The sequence below is a fragment of the Pseudoalteromonas sp. LC2018020214 genome, from assembly GCF_016598755.1.
In the GTDB taxonomy this organism is placed as follows: Bacteria; Pseudomonadota; Gammaproteobacteria; order Enterobacterales; family Alteromonadaceae; genus Pseudoalteromonas; species Pseudoalteromonas distincta.
Genome location: NZ_CP066804.1, coordinates 1,261,800 through 1,286,089 on the forward strand (window position 1 = coordinate 1,261,800; position 24,290 = coordinate 1,286,089).

Below are 24,290 nucleotides of genomic sequence, written 5' to 3' on the forward strand. Positions count from 1 at the left end.
TAAGTTAATGTGTTGCTCATTATGGCTATGCTAATATGCGCGTAATCAGCCAGTTTTATGTAAGATATTAAAAGTAAGGATATTTACTTGTTTATTAAGTTTTTACGTTGCATATGTGTTGTGAGCGCTTTAATTGCGACAAATAGCTATGCGGCAGAAAAAGTCATAGAAGATTACGAAATTAAAGGGTTAAGTGGCGATTTAGAAAATAACGTAGCCCTTTATCTCAAGCAATTAATTGGTGAAAAACCAACCCGTACACTTCGCCGTTATGCTCAAAAACAAGTACAAAATAGCATCAAAGCTCTTGGCTATTATAGCCCGACCGTCGAGGTTATTTATGATAAAGACGACAGCGAGCTAATTGTTAAAGTTGAGCGAGGTCCTGCAACTCGCATAGAAGCAATTAATATTACGCTAAACGGCGATGGCCAAAATGATACTCAATTACAGGCATTAATTAAAAATACCAACTTAAAACAAGGTGATGTTTTAAATCATGGTAGATACGACTCTGCTCATAAAAAACTAGAATCTATGCTATTGGAACTTGGCTATTTTGATGCAAAGTGGCCAGCGCGCAAATTAGAAGTGTCACTTAAGAAAAATAGTGCTGTTATTACTTTTGTAATTGATACTGGGGTTAGATATCAGTTTGGCGATATAAAAATTGCCAGTAATACGCCTGCTGAAAAATACATACGCTCGCTTGCGCCTTTTACTCAAGGTCAACCTTATAAATCAACACATATTGCTGACTATAATTTGGATTTATCAAGCACCCCTTATTTTGCAAGCGTTCGCGTTTACGCCGATATTGCTGCGCGTAAAAATGGCCAAGTACCTATTAAGGTAGATGTGTTGCACAAGCCTGCAAATAGCTATGAAATTGGCGGCGGCTTTAGTACTGACTTAGGGCCCAAAGTGCGTTTTAAATGGAGTAAACCGTGGATCACAGAAGACGGCCATTATCTCGAAACTAATTTAAATGTGGCGCAAAAGCAGCAAGATATTTCCATGGCTTATACCATTCCAGTTGATGATCCGAATGATGATTTATGGCGTTTTTCTGCTGGATATAAATTAGAGGATGAACTAACAAACGATACCTACAGTGAAATACTCACGGGGCAAATTCAGCGCCAATGGTTAACCGAAAATAAGTGGGTGCGTACAGCATTTTTACGCCGCGACCAAGAAACCTACCGCATCGGTGATGAAGAGGAAGAAAGCACCGAAATGTTAATGCCGGGCATTAGCTACGCCCGCAAAAAATCAAAAGGCGGCACGACTCCATACTGGGGAGAGCAGTGGCTTATATCTGCTGAGTTTGGTTTAGATGATGTGCTTTCGAGTACTAATCTGATTAGGGTGCAAATGCAACATGCGTGGTTACGTACATACTTAGATAAGCATTTAGTGTTTTTAAAAGCAAATGTTGGTGCAATGCTTGTTGATGATATTGAAAACGTACCTTACTCACTGCGTTTTTACGCAGGTGGCGATCAAAGTGTTCGCGGTTTTGCGTATCAATCAATATCGCCAAAAAATGATGATGGCGACCTCATCGGTGGTAAATATTTACTAACCAGTACAATAGAGTACAACTATCAGTTTGCTCAAAACTGGCGCGCAGCTTTATTTGTTGACGGTGGTACTGCGACGAATGATTTTTCTGATGATTTTGAAGTAGGCGCTGGTTTTGGTTTTCGCTATTTAACACCCGTTGGCCCAGTGCGTATAGACCACGCTTGGGGATTAACAAAAGAAAGTAAAAGCACACGTTTAAGTATTACCATAGGGCCAGAAATTTAATGTCAGTATTAAAAAAGATAACAGCCGCCGTAAGTGCTATGTTTGTCACGTTAGTTGTCGCACTATTTTGTTTGTTATTTACCGCACCCGGTAATCAATTTATTGCTTATAGTGCAAACAAAGCGGTAGATGGACTACATATCGAAATTAAAGATGGCCGTTTTATTTATAATGATGCCTTTAATGTGCGCTTTACTAGCAACGGATTGGATTTTAATGCACAACAATTGAAAATTGATTTGTTTTGGTGGCAGTGCGATGGAATTTGTATAGATAACTTAAGTGCTAAATCTATAAATTTAACATTACCAAAAACTACAGAGTCACAAGAAGAAGCCGCTGCAGAGCCGCTTGAAAAAATCAGCTTACCTTTTAATATTGCTGTAAAAAACATTGCGATCAATAAATTTACTCTAGAGCACCCAAGTGCAAACGTAAGCGTTAATAACTTTAAACTCTCAGCAAAAGCAGATGGTTCAAAGCTGACGGTTAAAAGCCTGAATATTCCCACCATACTTGTTGCTTTAAAAGAGCAAGAACAAGATGCGAAAACACTAACGGCGCAAAATACTCAAGCGCCTTTAACGCACCTACCCGCATTACCTAATATAGAATTTACTTCGCCACTTGATTTAGTTGTTGAAGACTTTGAAATTGCTAACATTACGATTGAGCAAAACGAAGCCCAGCATGTTATTGAAAACATCTCGCTGCAATTAAGTGTGGAAGATGCGGTTATTAATTTAGAGTCATTCTCAGCAAAGTATGAGCAGTGGCAGCTTAATACGCATCTTAACGCTGAGCTTGCAGGAAATTTGCCCGTAAAAGGGGATGTTGTTTTACAAAGTGATGAGCACCAAGCTAATTTGCAGTTGAATGGAGACTTATCAAACTTAAACCTAAATTTAGAAACGCAGGGACAATATCCGCTTAGTTTAACGGCAACGGCAAATTTAAAGCAAAAAAACTATCCGTTTGAGTTAAATGGCAAAATTAAACAGTGGCTTATTGATGCACAAAGTAATGAGCTTAAAGTGCGAAATGTAAGCCTCAATGCACAAGGTAACGCCGACGATTATCAGCTTAGCCTGCAGGGGAATAGCCAATTAGGCGCGTACCCAGCTGTTGACTTAAATACCCAATTAAAAGGCAGTCTCACCAAAGCAACTTTACAAGCGCTAAGCATTAAAGCAAACGAAAGCAGTGCAACTATAAAAGCCAATGTTGATTGGCAAAAAGGCATACAGGCTAACTTTAATGGCACGCTTGCTAACTTAAAAGCGCAGTACTTAACTGATGCCGTTACCAGTGATATTTCGGGACAGTTTAAAGGCTCGTTTAGTGCAGCTGACGACAAGTGGCAGCTACAAATGAATAATACAAAGTTAAACGGATTACTTAACGACGTGCCACTAGAATTTGCCTCGAACTTTAAGCTCGACAACACGTTAAAAGCTAATATTGATAGCTTTTATTTAAGTAGCGGCACCAATAAATTATCACTAAGCGGGCAAGTTGGTGATACTTGGCAGGTTGATGGCAAAGTAACGCTAAAAAGTGATGAAAAAGCTAATATTCCATTTACTGCTGACGGCAACGCAAATTTAAAAGTAAGGGGGGAAAGGTTAACGCCCTCTGTTGATTTAGCACTAATACTCGATCGCTTTATTTTTGATGAAATAAACATTAATAAATTATCAGTAAAAGGGCAGTTAGATACCGCAGCCGATTGGCAAACCGATGTTTCGGTAAGTGTTGGTTCGGCGCTTGTGGCCGAACAGCAAATTAATAGCGTTAAAATTGATATTAGCGGGGATAAAACAGATCATCAACTTACGGCATCTGTAGATGCCGAGCAAGGCAGTGTAGAGCTTGAAGTTAATGGCAAAATTAATAATACCACTTGGAATGGCGAGCTTAGTAATGTAACGCTCAGCGATAAAAAGCTTAGTTTTAGTAATACTAAAAATATTGCCATTATGGTTAATACGCAAAGTGGCGACTTTGATGTAAGTGCACATTGTTGGGCATCTGAGCAAAGTAAATTGTGCATAGACACCTTAGCGCAGTCAAAAAACCTCGGTCAGCTAAATGCTAAACTAAGCAATTTAGCTCTTGAGGAGCTTAAGCACTTTTTACCTAATAGCATTCGTACTCGCGGTAATATAGCTGGCGATGTTGCACTTAATTGGCAAAGCGGTGCGCTTAAAACATTACGCGCAAATATCGATTCTAGCGACTTAGAAGCGGTGCTTACCTCGGAAGAAGATCGTTTTAAATTACCAATCGAAACTCTAACTGTTAGTGCATTTTCTGACTCTCAAGTTGGCAAGCTTGAAGCTAATTTAGAATCAAGTGTGCTTGGTAAAATAAACACACAAATTGATATTGACGACATACAAAATACGCAAGCGCTTAACGGCACTATTAATATTGATAAAATACTCCTTTCAGACTTACAACCATTTCTTGAAACCCTCGAGCAGTTAAAAGGTGATATTAGCGGAAAAGTCGCGTTAGCTGGTACGTTAAAAGATCCTTTATTAAATGGCGAGCTTAATGTGAGCGATATTAGTTTAGAGGGCGAGCAATTACCTATAGCGCTGCAAAAATCAAATATAAACGTATTGTTTGATAAAACAACAGCCACAATAAAAGGCAACTTAAACGACAATCAGGGCGGTAAAATAAATCTCACCGGTGACGTTGATTGGCAAGGTGCGCAACCTGCTGTAAATGTTGCGGTAGTTGGCGAGCAGTTTTATGTACGCGCGCAGCAAGGGGTTACTTTTAAAGTATCGCCGGATTTAAAAATAGGCTTGGCTAATAATGCACTCAAGCTTGCTGGTGAGGTAATTGTGCCTTACGGTCGTATAATGATTGAAGAGCTCCCAGAGGGCGCGGTGCAAGTTAGCGATGATGAAATTATTGTTGATCAAAAAACTGAGGCCACCGAGACAGTCCCGTTTGATTACGACATAGATTTAAAAGTGATTGTTAAAAACGATGTAAAAGTAGAGTCGTTTGGCTTGGAATCAAAAGTTGCGGGTGATTTAGCGATAAAAATGAGTCAAGGTGCGCCAATTATAGCCACAGGTGAGCTTAACTTAATTGAAGGTACTTACTTAGCCTTTGGGCAAGATTTAATAATCAGCACCGGGCAAGTCGGTTTTAGCGGTTCAATTGAACAACCATTTTTAAATATTAAAGCAATACGTAACCCAGATACGACTGCAAACGGTGTGATTGCAGGGGTTACGCTCACGGGTAATGTTGAACAACCAACGCTTAAAATATTTTCTGAGCCTGCGATGGATCAAGCACAAGCACTCGCATATTTACTTAATGGCCAACCTTTAGGTGATGGAGAAAGTTCGTCAAGCGATGCTATGCTTACGCAGTTATTGCTCTCTCAAGGTGTTAGCCGCAGCGAAGGGGTTGTTTCTAAGGTAGGTGAAACCTTTGGGTTATCAGATGTAAGTTTAAGCTCATCAGGTAGTGGCGATAGCACCAAAGTAGAAATATCAGGTTACGTAGCACCCAGCTTACAAGTTAAATATAGCGTGGGTGTATTTGATTCGCTCAGTGAAGTGGCTGTGCGATATCAGTTACTTTCACAGTTATACATAGAAATAACGAGCGGGCTATACCAAAATGTTGATGTGCTATATAAGTTTGACTGGGAATAACCAAAACTATAATAATTATAAGGATATGAGTGATGAAAAAAATTATATTGCCAGCTCTGCTTAGTGTTTTATTAAGCGGTTGTGCCCAACAACTCGGTGATGATGTTGCTAATCAAGAGCTACCTTTATTGAGCGCGAGTGAGGTAATTGCGAGTGCAACAGACAATGACTGGCGAGTAGTGAACGCTCAAAATATTTTAAAGATAACGCTGCCAACGGGCGATGCGTACATTGAGCTTAATGAACAGCTTGCCCCAAAGCACGTTCAAAATATTAAAAAGTTAGCACGAGAAGGGTTTTATAAAAATACCAGCGTTTATCGGTTTGTTGAGGGTTTTGTAGCGCAAGGTGGCGACAGCTCGGGTAAAAAGTTAATTAAAACGGCAGATAAAACAGTCCCTGCTGAGTTTTATTTAACAACAAACAAACCACTTTTAATTACTGAGCTAAATGGCGACGGATATGCACCAGTTACCGGCTTTTTAAACGGCTTTGCAGTAGCTCAAAACTCAGCACATACGCAAACATGGCAAGTGCATTGTAGTGGCGTGTTTGCAATGGCGCGCGATAACGATATAAATAGTGCGAGCACGGAGTTTTTTGTAACAATAGGGCAAGGCCCGCGCTACCTTGATAAAAATATTACGGTGTTTGGTCGAGTGCTAGAAGGTATAGAGCATTTTAACCGTTTAGCGCGCACACCAACTGAAGGAAAAGCATTTAACCCAATTACTAATATACAAGTCCTTGGCGATGTACAAAGTGATAAAAGTATATTTAAAGTGATGAAAACAAACTCATCGGTGTTTAAAAACTTAATCAGTGCTCGTAAAAACCGTGTTGAACCATGGTTTGTTAAAGCACACAACTACGTTGATGTGTGTGGTATGCCCATACCCACTAAGCGCGAAGTTAATTAAAAAATATAAAAAGGAGCCTAGGCTCCTTTTTTTAATACTCATATTCCAGTTTAAAATAACCTACTGACGATTAATTTTAACTGCAAATGGCGTATCGTTATAATGTGTAGAGCGATACGGGTTTATATCAAGCCCGCCGCGACGAGTATAACGCGCGTAAACCTCTAACTCTTTAATATTAAGTTGTGTTGTTAAATCGCTATAAATACGTTCAACACACTGCTCATGAAATTCGTTATGTGTTCTGAACGAAATTAAATAACGCAATAACGACTCACGGCATATTTGCTCGCCTGTGTATCGTATAATTACACTTGCCCAGTCAGGCTGGGAGGTAATTAAACAGTTCGATTTAAGTAAATGGCTGTAGAGCGTTTCAGTAACTACTTCATCACTTTTTGCTTTAAGTGAATTAGCATCAATATCGTAATTATTAATTTCAATATCTAAATCATCAATACATTCACCAGGCAGCGCTGTACACGGTAAGCAATTGTAATCATCAGGATTATATAAAGTCACTTTGACAGGGCTGTTAACCGCGTTTGATAAGTCATCAATTAAGTGCTGTTTTACTACATCAATGCTTTCAAATCGGGTTTGGTTAAAGCTATTTAAATAAAGTTTAAACGACTTTGACTCAATAATATGGCTGCTTTGGCATTCAAAGGTAAATAAGGCTACGGCAACTTGCGGTTTACCTTTATTGTTTAGCCATGAAAGCTCGTAACCTGTCCAAATGTCTTGGCCTTTAAATGGAAGCTCAGCTTCGTCAATATTTAAAGCATCACGATTTAGTTTGCGCGCAATAGGGAAAAGCAAGCTTGGCGTGTACACATCTACATACTCAGTAGATTGGCCTAATACGCTACCTTTAAGGTCTGGAGAATTGCTGTAATCTGTCATGTTTGCTCTTAAATAGTTACAATAGGGACATTATATCTAATTTAAATGAGTTTCACAGTATGTCTGTTGCATTGCTTATAGAACAACTTCATCAAACATTTAGCGAAAATACCCTTAAAAGCACTACAAAGTACCCACTTATTGCGCACGACGAGCAATGGCCAAGCCCATGTGAAGTTGGTGAGGTTGACGAGCAAGGAAACATTCAATGGCAGGGGGCGCGTCAGCAACCTGCAGGTTCGCTTAATGATTTAGCCAGTGCACTTGAGCTTGAGTTTTCAAAAGAGCTTAGCGAGCTATACGGACATATGTACGGTGGAAGTATTTTAGCAAGTATTGATGGGCATCGGGTTGAATTACTACAAGCATGGAACGAAGAAGACTTTAATTTGCTACAGCAAAATATAACGGGCCACGTTTTAATGAAACGCAAGCTCAAGCAGCCAGAAACAGTATTTATTGGTTTAACAGATCAAGATGATTTACTAGTAAGTGTATTGCTGCACACTGGTGAAGTATGTTTAGAGTTTGTCGGCAAAAAAACACATCATGTACTTGCACCTAACATTAATGCTTTTTTAAAGGCATTAGAGGTTTAGAGTCTATTCAACAATCAGCTCGGTGCAGTTAGCACCAAGCTATTGTTGCTCATTAATTTAGTGTAATTACTGAAAATCCCACGATATATTAGACACTAAGCCACATGGCTCACACCTAAAGTCGAATAACCCAAACCACGATTCAGGTAATTTCCAGTCGCCATTACAACTAGGGCATTTTCGTTCAAGTTCAGACGCTTTATCTACCCCGCCTACACGGTATAAATAATAATAGGTTGGTTTTTTAGTTAAAAAACTAATCCGTTTTGTTATGTCTTTTCCGCGTCTGTATAAGTCGCTTTGGATACTCGATATTTCTTCAAGCGCCGGAAATTCACAACGGGTTGCGCCATTAATTTGAATTTGATCGCAGGCTTGCCAATCTTCTTGCCATTTTATAAGCGTTTTATAGTCACCATTAGCAATTGCCGGAATACGAAATAGCGGCACAGGCAAAAAGTCATCACCACAATAAAGCGGGCTGCACGTGTGCACATAGGTTGTATATAAAATATAACTTGATGGTTCTTTACAGCAATCAGCGCCGTTGGAGTGAATATCTTGTCCGATCACTTTTACTTTTGGCGCAAGTAGCCCAGCACTATGTAACTTTTCGATACTGTGCTTAACAAACGGGCTGTTATTTAGCGGGTGCATTGCATCTTCAGTAGGGCACATTACGCGGGTAATAAAAAATCCATCTTTTAAAACGGTTGGAAATTCTTCTCCCATTATTTGACCATTAAAACGCAGTGCATTTACTAAGCGATTTATTGCGTGTTCGGCTTGTTCTAGGGTGGTGTCTTGGTAGCAATCAAAAGTTAAATCAACAACGAACATTTATAGTCTCAAATTATTTTTGTTCTAGCAGCGCAAGAAGTTTATCGAGTTTTTGCTCAATTCTATCTAATTGACTTGTTTTAAGCTCAGTATTATCTGGCTGCTGTGGGTTTCTCATGAAGTTATTAATTGAATCAGGATTGTTTTTATATTGGCTTACTGCTGCAATAATCATCGGCATTGGAACCGGTTGCGCCAAACGGCTTTTAGTTAGTGCTACAGTAGGGGTTTTGCCTTCATCGAGAAGGGCTTTGATTGCATCAAATACAACTGAATTCATTAGATATATAACTCTTTAATAAAATAAATACGCAGCATATAAATGCTGCGCAGATGCTATGTTAGCAATAAATAAGGGAGGGTACATTAAATAAAATTACTTACTTTGACGAATGCGTACATCTAACTCGTCAATTACTTCACTCCAATCACCGTCTTGTGCAAGGGATTCAGCTAAAAAGTGCTGTTGTGCCTCATCCCAAAAAGAAGCTTCTTGGAGTAGTGTTGTGTCTTCTAATTCATGTGAGGCAATAAATGCATCTATTTGCTCATCACTATTTGGTAATCCAAGCTGTGCAAAAAGTGTGTTAATGTCGTGTTTTGTCGTATCCATGATATTGCTCCTTTAAATGAATGAAAATTCATACTAGTACCTAACTGTACCTCCTGCTAGTTAAACTCTCGCTGAATTTACGGTTAATAATTTTAGGTATATAGTTAGGTTTAAAGTTAAACAGCCTATAGCTAAAATAATAAAGGAAATACAATGAGTGTAACCACACCAGCTGATACGTTCAGCGTACAGTATTTAGCTGCAGAAGATATTAGTACTGCAGCGAGCCTAATTTATCAGGCTTATCATGACGATCCTGTATTACTAAACATGCTTAGCTACAATGACGAAAATAAATCAGTTTACGAAAAAAAATTACGATCATTAATTCGCGAAGAGCTCAGTAGTTTTTGGCAAGAAAAACAGCCATTAATTGGTTTATACCGCAACGATAAATTAAAAGCAGTAGCGTGTGTATTTGAATCTAATAGCCAATTACAAGCGCAGCGTTATTGGCACTGGCGTTTAAAATTAATGCTGAGTGCGGGCTACTTACAAACAAATCAATTAATAGATAAAGAACAAACAATTAGAGACGCCCTTAAACAAAAAGGCAATTACTATTTTTTAGCTTTTATTGCCGTAGATCCACATTTTCATGGACAAGGCTTTGGTCGTTACTTACTACGCGGGCTTGACGACTTAGTTAAATGTAACGCTGAGTCAACAGGGATGGCTGTATTTGTAACACGTAAGGAGCACATTGAATTTTTTAAAACTGAAAAGTTTGAAGCATTTAAACACCTTACTTTTAACCAAGTAGAGGGCGAGTTACTGTTTAAATCAATAATTGAGCCAACTATTTAAAATTATAATGTAAGCCAATGCGCCCAAACGGACATAAGACCGTGAGATATATCTCACATCATCGTAAGCATTGTCACTTAAAGGCTGCTAATAAGTAGCCTTTTTTGTTCTAAGTTATTGTTCTGCATTGTTTATTTTGTTTTTTCATTTTTGTGACGTTTATTTATTTAATGTTAAGTCCTATTTCTCCCCCCTGATTGCTTTAAACTTCTCTTTGTCAAGACGACATAGCTCAATGATTGAGTTACTGCCAAGGATACGGAATAGGCAACATAGCAGACGCTAGCAGGAAGCATAAAGGACAAGCTAAAACGGATACAAGGAAGAATAAGGAAGTGCATGAAGCACTTAGTAGCTAGGAGTTACTTTAGGATAATCACGGATGACGCTACAGGAAGTAGCAAGAGCGTTAGTTTACGCAGGACTGCCAAGATGGCAAGTGGACATTGCAGGATGCAAAAAGTGGCAGGAGCTACTTTAAAGGATTACCAGGGATGATGCTACGGGACGTAGCCAAACGATAGATTTCGTGGGTTTGCCAAGATGGCTATGGATATTGCAGGATGCAAAAGTGGCAGGAGCTACTTAAAAGGATTACCAAGGATGATGCTACAGATGTAGCCAAACGATAGATTTCGTGGGTTTGCCAAGGTGGCCATGGATATTGCAGGATGCAATGTGAGGGTAAACAAGGTTGTTTACTCGTTCAGGGGATGATAATACGGATTTAAGATAATGGATATCTAGCAGGATGCAGTCCAATTGGGGCGTAACTTTAGTTACGCCTTAGTTTTTTGTGTTGAATTAAATTTATTAATTTAAGACACATACTCTTAAAGTATATTCAGTTTTATATTTTATGCGGTGGAACAACCACACTTTTCAAAAACTCATTTTCCATAATTAACACACCTTGATAAGCATTTTCACCATCGCTTGAAAATTCAAATATAAATTCACTTTTGATGCCTGGCTTGCCGTTTTTTAAAAAACCAAAGCGGCGTTTTGTGCATGCAACACTCATCAACTGCACCTGCAATTGCTCACTTTGACGTTTAGCATGAACGTTCGCCGCTTCAGCAACCTTTCGGTTAAGCCAAAATAAGTAAATTACACTACCAATAAGTATGAACGTCCATAAACTTGCCATTTAAGAGAATAACCTTCCAATTGCACGCGCGAGGGTTTCGCTACGATTTTCTTTACGTAATAAGCCTAATAAATGCGGGCGAATAGTCGGTATTGCAACTAAGTCAGCAAAAATACTTGGAAACAATTCTTCAATTTTTTGATGATGCGCGCAATTATCCATAAATACATGTAAGCGTTCAGGGTTCTCTAATTGCTTAAAACACCGCCCAGCTATTGTTAGTAACACGTCAGAGTCGTGCCTCACTGGTGAGCTTAGTACAGTATCGACTAATTGAGCGCATAACCCTTGAGCTTGACCTTTTGAAGCTGATCTTAGTGCTGCGGTTATAGCCACTGTGTCGTTGTTACTAATTGCGGTCTGTGTGTAATCAACAAGTAATTCACTCATTGATGTTGGTATTTCAACGTGTTCAAGCATGGCACTGAGTGGTTGTAGTACTTCAATAGGTAAATGCGCCCATGCTTTTTGCAGATTACTTAAGTTTGTATCGCTGTCTAAGCGTAGTGCAAAATCGGCAATACCCTGTAGTGCAACACTTTGCCAATTATCAAAACCAATTTTACCGCTAAAGTACAGTTGTGCATGCTCGTAATACTGCGATGCAGGCTGTTTTAATAGTACTTTTACTTGGGCGTTAAATGCTGCTAATTTATTTGCGTTTGGTGTAAAAACATAAGGGTTATTATCAAGCTTTCCATCGGCTTGTTCGCCTGTAATTTCAGTGCCTAGCGCTTGAATAACCATATCAGCAAAGTGATCGCGACTAGCACTTACCAGCATACTTTGCTCATCAAGTGGAAATTTTAAAAACCATACATACGGTTCTTTACTGGCTTTAGTATCCCAAAATTGAATAGCGAGCCATGCATGACCAGCAAGTGGATAAGGGTAAGGCACTTGAGCTTGTTCAATAGCTAAAAATTGTTTTTTATCAAGCTTAGTAATGTGCCTGCCAATATCAAAAGCACGCCACTGAGTACCCGCACCATCTAAAAGCTGACCTAATGTAGCTATTTGATCACTCATTGTTTTCTCAACTGTTTTTACTGCAAAATTACATTAATTATACGTCATAGCCGCCTATGAGGGAACAGGGTATAATTGCATTACATATATAAAAGAGGGTGGTTATGTACCAGCAAACCCAAACTTATTTAGTGCAGCTAACGGCACTTTTACAAAAACACGCGCTTTGGCAAAGTGAGCCAATAGACGCTGAGGCACTGCTTTCAAATACTCCTTTTTGTCACGATACAATGGCGTTTGAGCAGTGGTTACAGTTTGTATTTATTGAAAAAATACAGCAATTAATAACACATAGGCAACCACTGCCGCGTAACTTTGCTATTGCCCCTATGGCGCAAATGACACTTGTGAATAAAGCCGGAAGCGATGAAATAATTGAATTACTAACAGCCCTTGATACCTTTTTAGGAGAACCAAATGAGTGAGCGTCCAGCGCCTATTGAATATGGCGAGCTGACTATTTTGTATCAAGATGAAAACTATGTGGCTATAAATAAGCCTTCAGGTTTATTAGTGCATCGCTCGTTTTTAGATAAACACGAAACCCAGTTTGCTATGCAAATGTTGCGCGACCAGCTAGGGCAACATGTATTTCCAGTACATAGGCTCGATAGACCTACGTCGGGCGTATTACTGTTTGCATTGAGCTCTGAAGCTGCTCGCGATATGAACCAGCTATTTATTGAAGGTACCATTGCTAAGCGCTATTTAGCCTTAGTGCGCGGTTTTGCACCAGAGTCGGTATTTTTAGATAAACCGCTTAAAGAAGAACTTGATAAAATAGCTGATAAGTTTGCAGATCAAGATAAAGCACCGCAAGAAGCGCAAACCCAGTTTAATTGCTTGCACCAAGTTGCATTGCCTATTCCTATTGGTAAGTACCCAACAGTGCGTTACTCGTTGGTTGAGTGTTTTCCAAAAACCGGGCGCAAGCATCAAATTCGCAGACACTTAAAACACTTATCACTGCCTATCATTGGTGATGTAAATCACGGTGATAATCAGCATAATCAATTTTTTAGAGAGCATTTTGAACTAAGACGCTTAATGTTATTTGCAACAGAGCTTAGTTTTGTGCACCCTTATAGTAATGAATCAATAACAATTAAAGCGCCACTAGGTGAAGACATGCTTGAAATATGTAAGCAGCTAGGTTGGCCAGAGCAAGAAAAGGATTATTAATGGCACATATTAGTATTTTTGTAGGCAGCGTTAATGGCGGTGCAGAGCGTTTAAGCGATGAAGTTGCAGCCACAATAGAGCAAGCGGGTCATACTGCTACAGTAATTACAGAAGCATCGCTTGATGATATAAAAAATGCATCGCATATTTTAATTGTTACCTCCACAACAGGCCAAGGTGATGTACCGGGTAATTTGGCCGGATTGTACTTTGCAATGAATAGCACTTTCCCAATGCTTACCGGTAAACCGTTTGGTGTAATTGCAATGGGTGACAGATGTTACGGCGATACATTTTGTGGCGCAGGGCGAAGCTTTGACGAGCTACTACGCGATTTACAAGCAAAGCCTGTGGGCAACCGCCTAGAAATAGATGCATGCGAAGATTTTGAACCATGGCCGGTAGCCGAGCCTTGGTTAAAAGCATGGCTGGAAAAATTACCTGCCTAATACTTTAATTTTAAAGTATTAAAAAGGAGCGCATGCGCTCCTTTTACTTTTTTAATATAGTTTTATAAATTAACTACTTCTGACATCTACTTTAAGTTTTAGCTTTTGGCGGGTTGTAAGTATTTTTGACCGGCTAAATTATTCCACTTAATAATTTCGTTAACGCTTAGATTAAACTTAGACGCAATACGTGCAAGTGAGTCACCACGGCGTACTTTGTATGTAATAGTACGGTTGGTACTTGCCGTTGCTTGTGGTTTATTAGCTGACTTATACACAGTAAGTTTTTGATTTAGGCGCAGTACAGAGTTTTTCTTTAGCTTATTCCATTTAGCCAACTCATCCATAGTTACGTCATATTCGCGGCTAATGTCCCATAACGTGTCGCCACTTTTAACTGTATGCGAAAGCTTTGTGCGAGTTGCTTTATTAGCAGCTAAACGCATCTGCTTTGGTAAATGCTCGCTATTTATAGCGCCATCAGTAAGCGGGACTAATAATTCTTGGCCTACTTTAATCGTATTTGATTTGAGTTTATTAAGCGATCGGATTGCACTTGAGCTCGTTGTAAACTTTTTGGCAATTACTGATAAGCTGTCGCCTCGAGCCACAATATAACGTTGCCAGCGTAATCTGTTTTTAACATCAGTGTTTGCTAGTTTTTGGCTAAATTGCTCTGCTTTATCTACTGGCAGTAATAAAAGAATGGGCCATTAGGATCAGTTGCCCAGCGGTTAAAACCGGGGTTTAATCTGTATAGCTCAGTAAGCGTCATATCGGCCATATCAGCAGCAAGTGCTAAATCTATTTGCGAGCCAACATCAACCACTTCAACCACTTGTATTAATTACTGGTTGCCATGTAACGTTAAAATCATCTGAGCGTTTTAATAAATCGGCAAGTGCTAATAACTTTGGTACGTAGGCTGTTGTTTCGCTTGGTAAATCAAGAGACCAAAAATCGGTAGGTAAATGCTTTTTACGATTTCTTTTTAATCGCGCGCATCAAGCGCCCTTCACCTGAATTATAAGCAGCAATCGCGTTAAGCCAATCGCCTTCAAGTGTTTTATGTAAATACGATAAGTAGTCAAGTGCTGCGCGAGTCGACTGCACTATGTCGCGACGACCGTCGTACCACCAGTTTTGTTTCAAATCGAATCGCTCACCTGTTGCAGGCATAAACTGCCAAATGCCCGATGCGCTGCGATTAGAATAACCAAACGGGTCAAATGCGCTTTCTACAATAGGCAGTAGTGCAATTTCGATTGGCATTTCGCGCTTTTCTACTTCTTCAACAATAAAGTGTAAGTAAGGTTCTGCACGTTTAGAAATACGATCTAAATAGGCTTGGTGGCGAGCGTAATAGTTACGTTCAGTAACAACAGGGCGGTTTTGCGGTATTTCGATAGAAAGTTGGTAGCGAATTCGCTCCCACACATCATCAAACACGGGAGCTTCTTGCTCATCAGAGTCAACTTGCTGATATTGTGCGTTTACCATCAATGCATTGTTAATGTCGTTAGGACTTGCGCCTTCGAGTTGTTGGTTTGCTTGCGTGGCAACTTGAGAGTCTGACTCTAATGTTGTCAGTGTTTGACAACCACTTAGCGCTAACGCCAAGGCTACTAATAGGGAGATTTATTCATAAATACCAATACATCGGGTAAAAAACTCGGCGAATACTACCTGTTATGAGTTAACATTGCCACTTAATGACATTTTAAAACGCAGAAATAGAATCATCACTATATCTTAAGTTAATGATTCTAATAAAATAAATATTAAAGTATTAGTTTTTGCATTAAAAATTGTCTTTGAACTGTCTCAGACTCGCAAAAAGTTTTCCAAGGTTCATTGTTTTTTGTAACCGAGATAAATTTCTCGGGCACTAACTCTATAATGGTTGGCAAATCGCTACGCATAAATGGATTTATTTTTAGCTCCTGTCCAATAGAGGTAGGTAGAGAAATTTGATTATTACTGCGTAATTCATCTACTTTTTACTGTACGCAAGGAGTTCTGGATTGCGTGGTTCAACTGCTTTGGCAAAGGCAAGATTAGCTTGCGTGTATTCGTGCGTGCAATACACAACACAGCTTGCAGGCAGCTCTCTTAGTTTATTTAAAAGATATCCACATTTGCTCTGGCGTGCCTTCAAATAAGCGCCCACATCCGCCGCTAAATAATGTATCGCCTGTAAAAGCAAGTTCATCATTTGTGTAACAAATATGATCAAGCGTGTGCCCGTGGAGTTGCTAAAATAGTAAAGTTAATATTAAGTACACTGATGCTTTGTCCATCAGTGAGTGCGTGAGTGACGCCTTTAAATGGACTATTTGCAGGGCCATAAACCGATATATCTGGATAGGCGTCAACTAATTCAGCTACGCCATCAGTGTGGTCGTAGTGATGATGCGTAATTAAAATGCCACCAAGCGTTAGTTTGTGCTCAGCTAAGTACGTTAATACGGGATGTGCTTGGCACGGATCGACTACCCATGCTTGGTTACTGTTATCGGTAGTTAAACACCAAATGTAATTATCAGAAAAGGCTTTAATTGCTTTGACTTGCACCATGGTAAATTGCTCTATAAAGTGACACTTATCGCATAGTATAACGAGCTCAAAAAATGAAACCAGCCCTTAGTTTTCAAGAAGGACCCAAACCACTGTCGTGGCAGCAGTTTCCTCATGGGGATTATTTACGCACAGATATTGAACGTAAAATGGAGCAATGGCTACCGCGTATGTTTGGCTATCATATGCTTAAGTTGGGTAATTTAAGTGGCGAATTAAACACAAGTATAAGTACGATTAAACACGTGTGTGTGTTGCAGAGCTGGGCCTTACACCGGGGTAGTTGCTGACATAGATGAATTGCCATTTTACGAGCACAGTATTGATGCTTGTATACTAAGCCACTGCTTAGAGTATCATTCCGACCCACATCACATTTTACGAGAAGCACATCGCACGCTTATTCCGGGCGGTTATATACTAGTGACTGGTTTTAACCCGTTTAGTTTGTGTGGGCTTGCACAAATGCTGCCTTTTAGTGGTCAGAAATTACCATGGACGGGGCGCTTTTTACCCCTGCGAGGGTTAAAGATTGGCTAAATTTATTGGGTTTTGAAATTGTAAGTGACGAACGTTTTATTTATTCATCACTGGCAAGAGGTAACAGGTTATCAAGATTTGAGTTTTGGCGGACTTTTGCAAAACAGTATTTAAAACCAATGGGCAGTGTTTATATGCTGGTGGCACGAAAAGAGTTGCGCCACTTACGCCAATAAAACCTAAGTGGCATGCTAGGCCGCAGTTTGCACCGTAAAGGGGCAGGGCTTAGACAAACGTCAAAGCAACACTTTAAATCGTGCGAGCAAAAAAATAATACCAATTGCATTAAATAAGTGATCTATTATAGCGCTAAAAAATAGCACATTAACAAGGCGAAAATTGTGACATGTAGTTGTTCTATATGAATAATTTTTAACGCAGTTAGTGAGTTATTTAATGCGATAGAATGAACATGTTTTTAATAAAATTGGTATAACAACTAGCTTAGAATAAATTTAAGGCTGGTAGCCTACATCTTCTAGTAAATCTTTACTGCCAGCGGCATCGCGCGCTAAATCGTCAACTATTTCGTTGTATTTATTGCCGCTATGCCCTTTAACCCACTTCCAAGTTACATTGTGCTCGCTACAGGCTTTATCTAAGCGTTTCCATAAATCGACGTTTTTAACCGGTTTTTAGCTGATGTTAACCAGCCACGCTTTTTCCAATTAGTGATCCACGATTCAATGCCTTGCTTAACATATTGGCTATCGGTTGTTAGGTTTACTTCGCATTCTCGAGTGAGTGATTCTAGGGCTACAATAGCCGCGAGCATTTCCATTCGGTTATTTGTTGTGAGTTTATAACCTTGGCTCATTTCTTTTTCGTGGCCGTTATAAATCATAAAAATACCATAACCGCCGGGGCCTGGATTACCTAAACATGAGCCATCGGTGTAAATCTCTACGGTTTTTTGCACTGTTTTACCTTGATCTTATGTACAATAAAGTGATTATAGAAAGATACCAGAATCAGGCTAAATCGATATGATATGGCACGTAGACAAATAGTTTTAGATACAGAAACCACCGGCATCGACCTAAACAAGGGCACCGTATTATAGAAATTGGTTGTGTGGAGTTAGTAAATCGCCGTTTAACAGGCAATAATTTTCACGTTTATATAAACCCACAACGACCAAGTGAAGAAGAAAGAAGCAATCGACGTTCACGGTATCACTAACGAATTTTTACGTGATAAACCGTTATTTCATCAAATTGCCCAAGAGTTTTTCGACTATATTGAAGGGGCAGAGTTAGTTATTCATAACGCACCGTTCGATGTTGGTCATATGGATAATGAATTTGCACTACTTAATCAGGGCTATCCTAAAACAGAGACTTTGTCAAGTTCTCGACACGCTTAAAATGGCGCGTGACTTGCATCCAGTCAAAAGAACAATCTTGATGCATTATGTCGTCGTTACGATGTAGATAACGCAAAGCGAACACTTCACGGTGCGCTACTGGATTCTGAAATTTTAGCCGATGTTTACCTTGCCATGACGGGTGGTCAAACAAAGCTGAATTTGAATCAAAACAAAGATGATGGCAGCGAGCAACAGAAAGGCGGTATAAAGCGTTTAAATAGTGATAGAGCCCCATTAGTTGTATTGCGAGCAAGCGACGCTGAGCAAAGCGCACACGAAGCACGATTAGATCTTAAACAAAGAAGGCGGCCAATGTATATGGCGCGCTGAATAAGGCGATTTAATGAAAACGATGTATTTTGTAACAGCGTTATGTGCCGCTAGTTTATTTACTGGCAATGCATATGGCGTAAAACAAGTAGAAGTGCTCAAGCGCGATGGGCATCAAAATGAGATCCCTTTACTTGATAATCGTTTTCGCATAGATAGCAAAATAGATGAAATAACACTGCTGTTTTTAGAAAATCAGGTGCACCTGCTGTTATTTTAGTGCGGCCCGATGGCAGTAAGTACTTTGCTACTGACTCAGTTAAAAACCCTAACTTAGATTGGTTTGACGAACTCAGCTACGATTTAGTTACCATAAAAAACCTATGGCAGGTCCTTGGCAAGTAATAGGCAGTATTTTGCCCGATAGCAGAATAGTTGTATTAGGCGAAATATCTCTTGAGGCAGAGCCTCTTCCTTCAATGTTGTTTAGGGGAGACAATAAAAATCACTGGGAAAATACTAAACGACGGTGAGCCAATTAACACAAACCTATTTAGGGATGTTGTGAGCCTTAATGTTGACTTTGTAAGTACCAACAATGAAAACTTTGCTAACTTTGGTGCAGGCATTCAAGAAGTAGCGGAATTTAAAGACGATGGACGTGGATTTGATGAGCGTCCTAAAAAGATGGTGTGTTTACCGGCGAGTTTACTTTAGATTTTCCTGCGGGTGAATGGACACCAGAGCTTTACGTGGCAACACCTCTGCTGCAGCGTCGCATTGTGCAAAATACAAGAAGTGCACGAGCCACCTTTTGTAACCGAAGTCGCGTTAGCAGAGCAAGACACAGACGAGCATCTGTTAACTATAAATATAGACCCAAGTATCGTTAAGCCAGAAACAGTCATCATCCGGGGAAAAATCTACTATCCCAATAACGAAGAGCAGATGTTTACCATAGATGCTACAGCTAAAGACTCACGTCAGCTTAGTGTTAAAAATTATGATTGGGGTAGATATAGTGTTGAACTGTCTGTTTTTGGCACTAATATTAATGGTCGTGAATTTATGGCAACGCTGCCAACGTATAAATTTGAGATAGAACGACCCATAGAAGCGGTGCCCGAAATTGATCCGGCAACGATTATTACACCAGATAAAATGATTGAGAGTGAACCTGCTGAAGAAAAAATGGCCACATCAACAATTATTAGTTTAATTGTAGGCTGCAATACGCTCATTTTATTACTCGGATGGTTGTTAATTCGTATATTTGTTCAGAAAAAACCGATTAAATTTAAAGTTAAGCTGCCTTTTTTAAAGAAAAAGAAAACAAGTGAAGGTGATGTTGCCGACACTGAAAAAATCAAGTCGGTAAAAATGGCTCAAAAATGACAGATCAGGTGAAATTTTAAACCTTTCGATGACAGATGACTAAAAACCTATAAAAAAACAAAAAGCCCTTGACGAAATAGGGGTTGGTTCGTATTATTCACGCCGCTGTCAGGGAGACCTAAACAGCAACGAAAATATGGAGTGGTAGTTCAGTTGGTTAGAATACCGGCCTGTCACGCCGGGGGTCGCGGGTTCGAGTCCCGTCCACTCCGCCATTTTCGTAAAACTTGTAAGTAAAAGCTGGAGTGGTAGTTCAGTTGGTTAGAATACCGGCCTGTCACGCCGGGGGTCGCGGGTTCGAGTCCCGTCCACTCCGCCAACACTTACACAACGTATGGTTGTAAAACATATTCTTATTATGGAGTGGTAGTTCAGTTGGTTAGAATACCGGCCTGTCACGCGGGGGTCGCGGGTTCGAGTCCCGTCCACTCCGCCAATAAGAAAAAATAACAGTTTAAATATGCGCTGGAGTGGTAGTTCAGTTGGTTAGAATACCGGCCTGTCACGCCGGGGTCGCGGGTTCGAGTCCCGTCCACTCCGCCAACTATTTAAACAATGTTATATTACAAAATTTGTATGCTGGAGTGGTAGTTCAGTTGGTTAGAATACCGGCCTGTCACGCCGGGGTCGCGGGTTCGAGTCCCGTCCACTCCGCCAACAAATTAAGTAATAACAAGTATAATGATATCTCTGCGGAGTGGTAGTTCAGTTGGTTAGAATACCGGCCTGTCACGCCGGGGTCGCGGGTTCGAGTCCCGTCCACTCCGCCATTTGATATCATGATTAAAATTAGTAAGTGCATTACCCCATGCACATACCACTGCGGAGTGGTAGTTCAGTTGGTTAGAATACCGGCCTGTCACGCCGGGGTCGCGGGTTCGAGTCCCGTCCACTCCGCCACTTGTTATTTCCTCAATAACAAGTTTATAAAATCCTTGATTAAATAATTTAGTAAAACATTCTTTGGCTATCAGCTATCAGCTATCAGCTATCAGCTATCAAACACATTCCTTGTACAAACCTGCTTATATTCCTTATTATCCGTATCAATACCTATATCAATCTGCCGATGCTCTGGGAAGTGCTTGTGCATTGCGCTGTATCCCTCCTCTCGTAACTTTGAAACTTTTACCGCAGTTAACTTAACGCCAGTTTTAACCCCAGTTCGCTTAATTAAGTAATCTATTTTGATGTAAGAAAAGCATGTCGATAATAAGGAATAATTCGTTATTTAGTTGTTTCGGCAAATGATCCTGCATTGCTCTATCTCCTGCATCCATGCAGTCGTATATCAGAGACTTTTAACACTGCTAGGCAGGCTCTAAGTATTATTGCTAATTGGTATAGTCATTAACTTTAGAGTGTTGTACTTGTAGAGCTCTTGAGAGGGTTTAAGTTTTACAGGAGTATAGTGATGAATTAAGGGTATTTAATCAATACAGAGCTTTTAGGGTTGGTTAGATGTCAGAGCTGCCTGTTATACCAAACTGTATAATTATTTAAACAATCTAACGAATTAAACTACTCCATCACGTTGTTAAAACTTTTTATTATGCACAAAAAAGCCAGCATGTTATATGCTGGCTTTTGGTCTGTAAATGCTTAGCTTAGTTAGTTAAGCAGCATCAGCTTCTTTTTTAACGCTATTACGTGCGGCTTTACCTGCAAGTAAGTCAGCAGGGTCAAAGTCATCAACGTTAATAACATCTAAACGAGATTGCTCAACAGCAGCTAGTTTATCAGCCTCTGCTTGGCTTGGCTTAATATGCCTGCTTCAAGCCCCATTTGCGCTACTTTATCAAGCTGGAAGAATGGCAGTTTAAGACCTTTCTCTTTACATACTCTTTCAAATAATGGCTCAACGTCTAGGATGTCTTTAAGCGTTTGCTCTTGACGACCTACAAGGTTAAGCGGCTCATTTTTTTAAGTATACGTAGCTTGCTAAACGGTTACGCGTTTCACTAGGTACTTGTAGTAGTTGCGCAAGTTTATGCTCAAGTTGGTCAGTTGGTTTACGAACAGGGCGACCAAACGGGAATAACAATACTTTTAACACGGCACGTAGTGGAACCGAAGGCATGTTATTAATTAAATCAGCAAGTGCACGTTGGCAATGGTAAAGGTGATCTTGGCAACTCCATTTTACTAGAGCAAAATCTTCTTTTTACGGCCTTCGTCGTTGTAACGCTTAAGCGTTGCAGACACTAAATATAAGTAACTAAGTAAGTCACCTAAACGTGCTGAAATACGTTCTTTACGTTTTAGTGAACCACCAAATACTGCCATGCTAATGTCAGACATAAGAGCAAGTGATGCACTAAAGCGTGACGCTATACGGTAAAATTCAGCAGTTTCGTCGTTGTACGGCACACTTGTAAAACGAGCGCCGGTAAGTGCAAGCCATTTAGTACGTACAAGGTTCGACATAGTAAAACCAATGTGACCCATTAGCGCTTTATCAAATACGTTAAGCGCTTCTTCGCGGTCTTCAATTTCGCACGCACCTAGCTCGGTAAGTACAAATGGATGACAGCGAATTGCACCTTGACCATAAATAATCATATTACGGGTCAAGATGTTTGCACCTTCAACGGTAATGGCAATAGGTGCACCTTGATAGCCACGACCTAAATAGTTATTTGGCCCAAGCATGATGCCCTTACCGCCAAGTACATCCATTGCATGAATAGTTGCATCACGCATTTGCTCTGTAAGGTGGTATTTAATAATGGCAGAAACTACCGATGGCTTTTCGCCGAAATCAACCGCACCCGTAGACATACTAACCGCAGCATCAGAGCTGTAAGCGTAACCAGCAAGTTTTGCTAGTGACTCTTCAACACCTTCCATTTTACCAATAGGTAAACGGAACTGACGACGAATACGGCTATACGCACCCGTTGCAACGGCAATCATTTTAATGCCACCGGCAGAATTTGACGGCAATGTAATTGCACGACCAACCGATAAACACTCAACCAGCATGCGCCAGCCTTGACCAGCCATATCTGGACCACCAATAATATAATCAAGTGGTACGAAAATATCTTTACCGCGAGTAGGACCATTTTGAAATGGTACGTTAAGCGGGAAATGTCGACGACCAATTTCAACTCCGGAGTGTCCGTTGGAATAAGTGCACAGGTGATGCCCGGCTCTTTATTGTCGCCAATTAGCCCATCTGGATCTTGTAACTTAAACGCAAGACCAAGTACGGTAGCCACTGGGGCAAGTGTAATGTAACGCTTATTCCACGTTAAACTAACACCCACAACTTCCTCACCATTCCATTGCCCTTTACATACCACACCGTAGTCTGGAATTGAGCTTGCATCAGAACCCGCTTCTGGCGAAGTTAATGCAAAACATGGAATTTCTTGACCGCTCGCTAGGCGCGGTAAGTAATGATCTTTTTGCTCTTTTGTACCATAGTGTTGTAATAATTCACACGGGCCTAAAGAGTTTGGTACACCAACAATTGACGAAAGTAATGTTGATTTACTTGTTAGTTTTTGAAGTACACAAGACTGTGCAAATGCAGAAAACTCTAAACCGCCGTATTCTTTTTGATGATCATGGCAAAGAATTTATTATCTTTTAGATATTGCCATACATCTTGAGGAAGGTCGGTTAGTTCGTGCGTTGCTTCCCAATCGTCCAACATGCTGCATACTACTTCAACAGGGCCATCAACAAAGGCTTGCTCTTCAATAGTAAGTTTAGGAACTGGGTATTGGTGAAGTTTTTTCCAATCTGGGTTACCGCAAAATAAGTCAGCTTCCCACCACGTCGTACCGGCATCAATAGCTGATTTTTCAGTATCAGACATGCTTGGCGTTACTTTTTTAAACGTAGCAAAAATAGGCTTGATGATATATTGCTGACGAAGGCCAGTAACAGAAAGAGGAACCGCGATGATCAAAAAGATCAACCAGCTAATTAAACCAAATGCACCCGCAAAGGTACCAATTAATAAAGTTATAGCCGAAACACCAAGTGCTGTGTTCCAACTTGCTCTGTGGTAAACCGCAGTGCAAAGCAACGCGATTAGAACCAGTGTAAATATGAGTGTCATTTTTATTCCTTAATAGAGGTCAGACCACCTCACTTAGAGTAGCGCTAGTAACAGTAATTTTCAAG

General features: G+C 40.1%; 14 protein-coding genes, 7 tRNA genes and 7 pseudogenes. 18 read left to right on the forward strand and 10 right to left on the reverse strand.

Translation table 11 applies throughout. From position 1 onward, the window contains the following. Positions 1 to 87 precede the first annotated feature (87 nt). Genes JG479_RS05505 through JG479_RS05515 form a run of 3 tightly spaced genes read left to right on the forward strand, consistent with a single transcriptional unit; the run spans position 88 to position 6,424 of the window. The gene (locus tag JG479_RS05505) at positions 88 to 1,815 is read left to right on the forward strand and encodes an autotransporter assembly complex protein TamA (protein WP_200220107.1); all 1,728 of its coding nucleotides are present in this window, start codon (positions 88 to 90) and stop codon (positions 1,813 to 1,815) included. Next, on the forward strand, positions 1,815 to 5,504 hold the full coding sequence (gene tamB / locus JG479_RS05510) for an autotransporter assembly complex protein TamB (RefSeq protein ID WP_200220108.1): 3,690 nt from the start codon (positions 1,815 to 1,817) through the stop codon (positions 5,502 to 5,504). Before JG479_RS05505 ends, tamB begins: the two co-directional genes overlap by 1 nt. 32 nt (positions 5,505 to 5,536) lie before the next feature. Then, positions 5,537 to 6,424, forward strand: coding sequence for a peptidylprolyl isomerase (locus JG479_RS05515; RefSeq protein ID WP_200220109.1), 888 nt, complete (start codon positions 5,537 to 5,539; stop codon positions 6,422 to 6,424). Positions 6,425 to 6,484: 60 nt separating this feature from the next. Here JG479_RS05515 and queF read toward each other — a convergent pair whose 3' ends face one another. Then, complete coding sequence (gene queF / locus JG479_RS05520; RefSeq protein WP_039488544.1) at positions 6,485 to 7,330, reverse strand: NADPH-dependent 7-cyano-7-deazaguanine reductase QueF; 846 nt, start codon at positions 7,328 to 7,330, stop codon at positions 6,485 to 6,487. 59 nt (positions 7,331 to 7,389) lie between these two features. On the opposite strand from queF, the gene syd reads away from it, so the two are divergent. Next, positions 7,390 to 7,929 carry a SecY-interacting protein gene (gene syd, locus JG479_RS05525; RefSeq protein ID WP_200220110.1) on the forward strand — a complete coding sequence of 180 codons (540 nt, stop codon included), beginning with the start codon at positions 7,390 to 7,392 and terminating at the stop codon, positions 7,927 to 7,929. Positions 7,930 to 7,995: 66 nt separating this feature from the next. Here syd and JG479_RS05530 read toward each other — a convergent pair whose 3' ends face one another. The 3 genes from JG479_RS05530 to JG479_RS05540 form a co-directional block, all read right to left on the reverse strand. Further along, a complete protein-coding gene (locus JG479_RS05530; RefSeq protein ID WP_200220111.1) occupies positions 7,996 to 8,769 on the reverse strand; it encodes a Zn-ribbon-containing protein in 774 nt (257 codons plus the stop codon). A 13-nt stretch (positions 8,770 to 8,782) separates the two neighbouring features. Beyond that, entirely contained in the window at positions 8,783 to 9,049 is a 267-nt protein-coding gene (locus JG479_RS05535; RefSeq protein WP_002958241.1) for a hypothetical protein, read from the reverse strand. Between the two features lie 96 nt (positions 9,050 to 9,145). After that, on the reverse strand, positions 9,146 to 9,382 hold the full coding sequence (locus tag JG479_RS05540) for a DUF2789 domain-containing protein (protein ID WP_002958240.1): 237 nt from the start codon (positions 9,380 to 9,382) through the stop codon (positions 9,146 to 9,148). Between the two features lie 153 nt (positions 9,383 to 9,535). Here JG479_RS05540 and JG479_RS05545 point away from each other — a divergent pair, with 153 nt between their 5' ends. Beyond that, positions 9,536 to 10,189 carry a GNAT family N-acetyltransferase gene (locus JG479_RS05545; RefSeq protein WP_024597670.1) on the forward strand — a complete coding sequence of 218 codons (654 nt, stop codon included), beginning with the start codon at positions 9,536 to 9,538 and terminating at the stop codon, positions 10,187 to 10,189. An 850-nt stretch (positions 10,190 to 11,039) separates the two neighbouring features. Here JG479_RS05545 and JG479_RS05550 read toward each other — a convergent pair. Beyond that, positions 11,040 to 11,339 carry a DUF3301 domain-containing protein gene (locus JG479_RS05550; protein ID WP_002963032.1) on the reverse strand — a complete coding sequence of 100 codons (300 nt, stop codon included), beginning with the start codon at positions 11,337 to 11,339 and terminating at the stop codon, positions 11,040 to 11,042. Further along, positions 11,340 to 12,368: a DUF3549 family protein gene (locus tag JG479_RS05555; RefSeq protein WP_200220112.1), complete on the reverse strand. Its 1,029-nt coding sequence runs from the start codon at positions 12,366 to 12,368 to the stop codon at positions 11,340 to 11,342. Between the two features lie 104 nt (positions 12,369 to 12,472). Between JG479_RS05555 and JG479_RS05560 the strand changes: the two genes are divergently transcribed. The 3 genes from JG479_RS05560 to JG479_RS05570 are packed head-to-tail and all read left to right on the forward strand — an operon-like array spanning position 12,473 to position 13,999. Beyond that, entirely contained in the window at positions 12,473 to 12,793 is a 321-nt protein-coding gene (locus JG479_RS05560) for a YqcC family protein (protein WP_002963030.1), read from the forward strand. Beyond that, the gene (gene truC / locus JG479_RS05565) at positions 12,786 to 13,550 is read left to right on the forward strand and encodes a tRNA pseudouridine(65) synthase TruC (protein ID WP_024593675.1); all 765 of its coding nucleotides are present in this window, start codon (positions 12,786 to 12,788) and stop codon (positions 13,548 to 13,550) included. The genes JG479_RS05560 and truC overlap by 8 nt, the downstream gene beginning before the upstream one ends. Next, positions 13,550 to 13,999, forward strand: a complete 450-nt coding sequence (locus JG479_RS05570) for a flavodoxin (protein ID WP_200220113.1) — start codon at positions 13,550 to 13,552, stop codon at positions 13,997 to 13,999. Before truC ends, JG479_RS05570 begins: the two co-directional genes overlap by 1 nt. Positions 14,000 to 14,068: 69 nt before the next feature. On the opposite strand, the pseudogene JG479_RS05575 reads toward JG479_RS05570, so the two are convergent. Together JG479_RS05575 and gloB are read right to left on the reverse strand one after the other, a co-directional pair. Beyond that, positions 14,069 to 15,645, reverse strand: a pseudogene (locus JG479_RS05575) (LysM peptidoglycan-binding domain-containing protein). A gap of 155 nt (positions 15,646 to 15,800) precedes the next feature. Beyond that, positions 15,801 to 16,576: pseudogene (gene gloB / locus JG479_RS05580) on the reverse strand (hydroxyacylglutathione hydrolase). Between the two features lie 53 nt (positions 16,577 to 16,629). Here gloB and JG479_RS05585 point away from each other — a divergent pair. Then, a pseudogene (locus JG479_RS05585) lies at positions 16,630 to 17,409 on the forward strand (class I SAM-dependent methyltransferase). A 162-nt stretch (positions 17,410 to 17,571) separates the two neighbouring features. Here JG479_RS05585 and rnhA read toward each other — a convergent pair. Continuing rightward, a pseudogene (rnhA, locus tag JG479_RS05590) lies at positions 17,572 to 18,035 on the reverse strand (ribonuclease HI). A 72-nt stretch (positions 18,036 to 18,107) separates the two neighbouring features. On the opposite strand from rnhA, the pseudogene dnaQ reads away from it, so the two are divergent. From dnaQ to JG479_RS05635, 9 genes and pseudogenes are all read left to right on the forward strand, one after another. Beyond that, a pseudogene (dnaQ, locus tag JG479_RS05595) lies at positions 18,108 to 18,819 on the forward strand (DNA polymerase III subunit epsilon). Positions 18,820 to 18,828: 9 nt separating this feature from the next. Further along, positions 18,829 to 20,193, forward strand: a pseudogene (locus JG479_RS20270) (TIGR03503 family protein). Between the two features lie 95 nt (positions 20,194 to 20,288). Further along, positions 20,289 to 20,365 (forward strand) — tRNA-Asp (locus tag JG479_RS05605). 27 nt (positions 20,366 to 20,392) lie between these two features. Beyond that, positions 20,393 to 20,469: transfer RNA gene (locus tag JG479_RS05610), tRNA-Asp, on the forward strand. Between the two features lie 41 nt (positions 20,470 to 20,510). Continuing rightward, positions 20,511 to 20,586 (forward strand) — tRNA-Asp (locus tag JG479_RS05615). Positions 20,587 to 20,617: 31 nt separating this feature from the next. Further along, a tRNA-Asp gene (locus JG479_RS05620) sits at positions 20,618 to 20,693 on the forward strand. Positions 20,694 to 20,731: 38 nt separating this feature from the next. After that, a tRNA-Asp gene (locus JG479_RS05625) sits at positions 20,732 to 20,807 on the forward strand. Between the two features lie 37 nt (positions 20,808 to 20,844). Next, positions 20,845 to 20,920: transfer RNA gene (locus tag JG479_RS05630), tRNA-Asp, on the forward strand. A gap of 54 nt (positions 20,921 to 20,974) precedes the next feature. Further along, positions 20,975 to 21,050, forward strand: a tRNA-Asp gene (locus JG479_RS05635). Positions 21,051 to 21,765: 715 nt separating this feature from the next. Here the strand turns inward: JG479_RS05635 and fadE are convergent. Next, positions 21,766 to 24,225 (reverse strand): annotated as a pseudogene (gene fadE, locus JG479_RS05640) (acyl-CoA dehydrogenase FadE). Between the last annotated feature and the right edge of the window lie 65 nt (positions 24,226 to 24,290).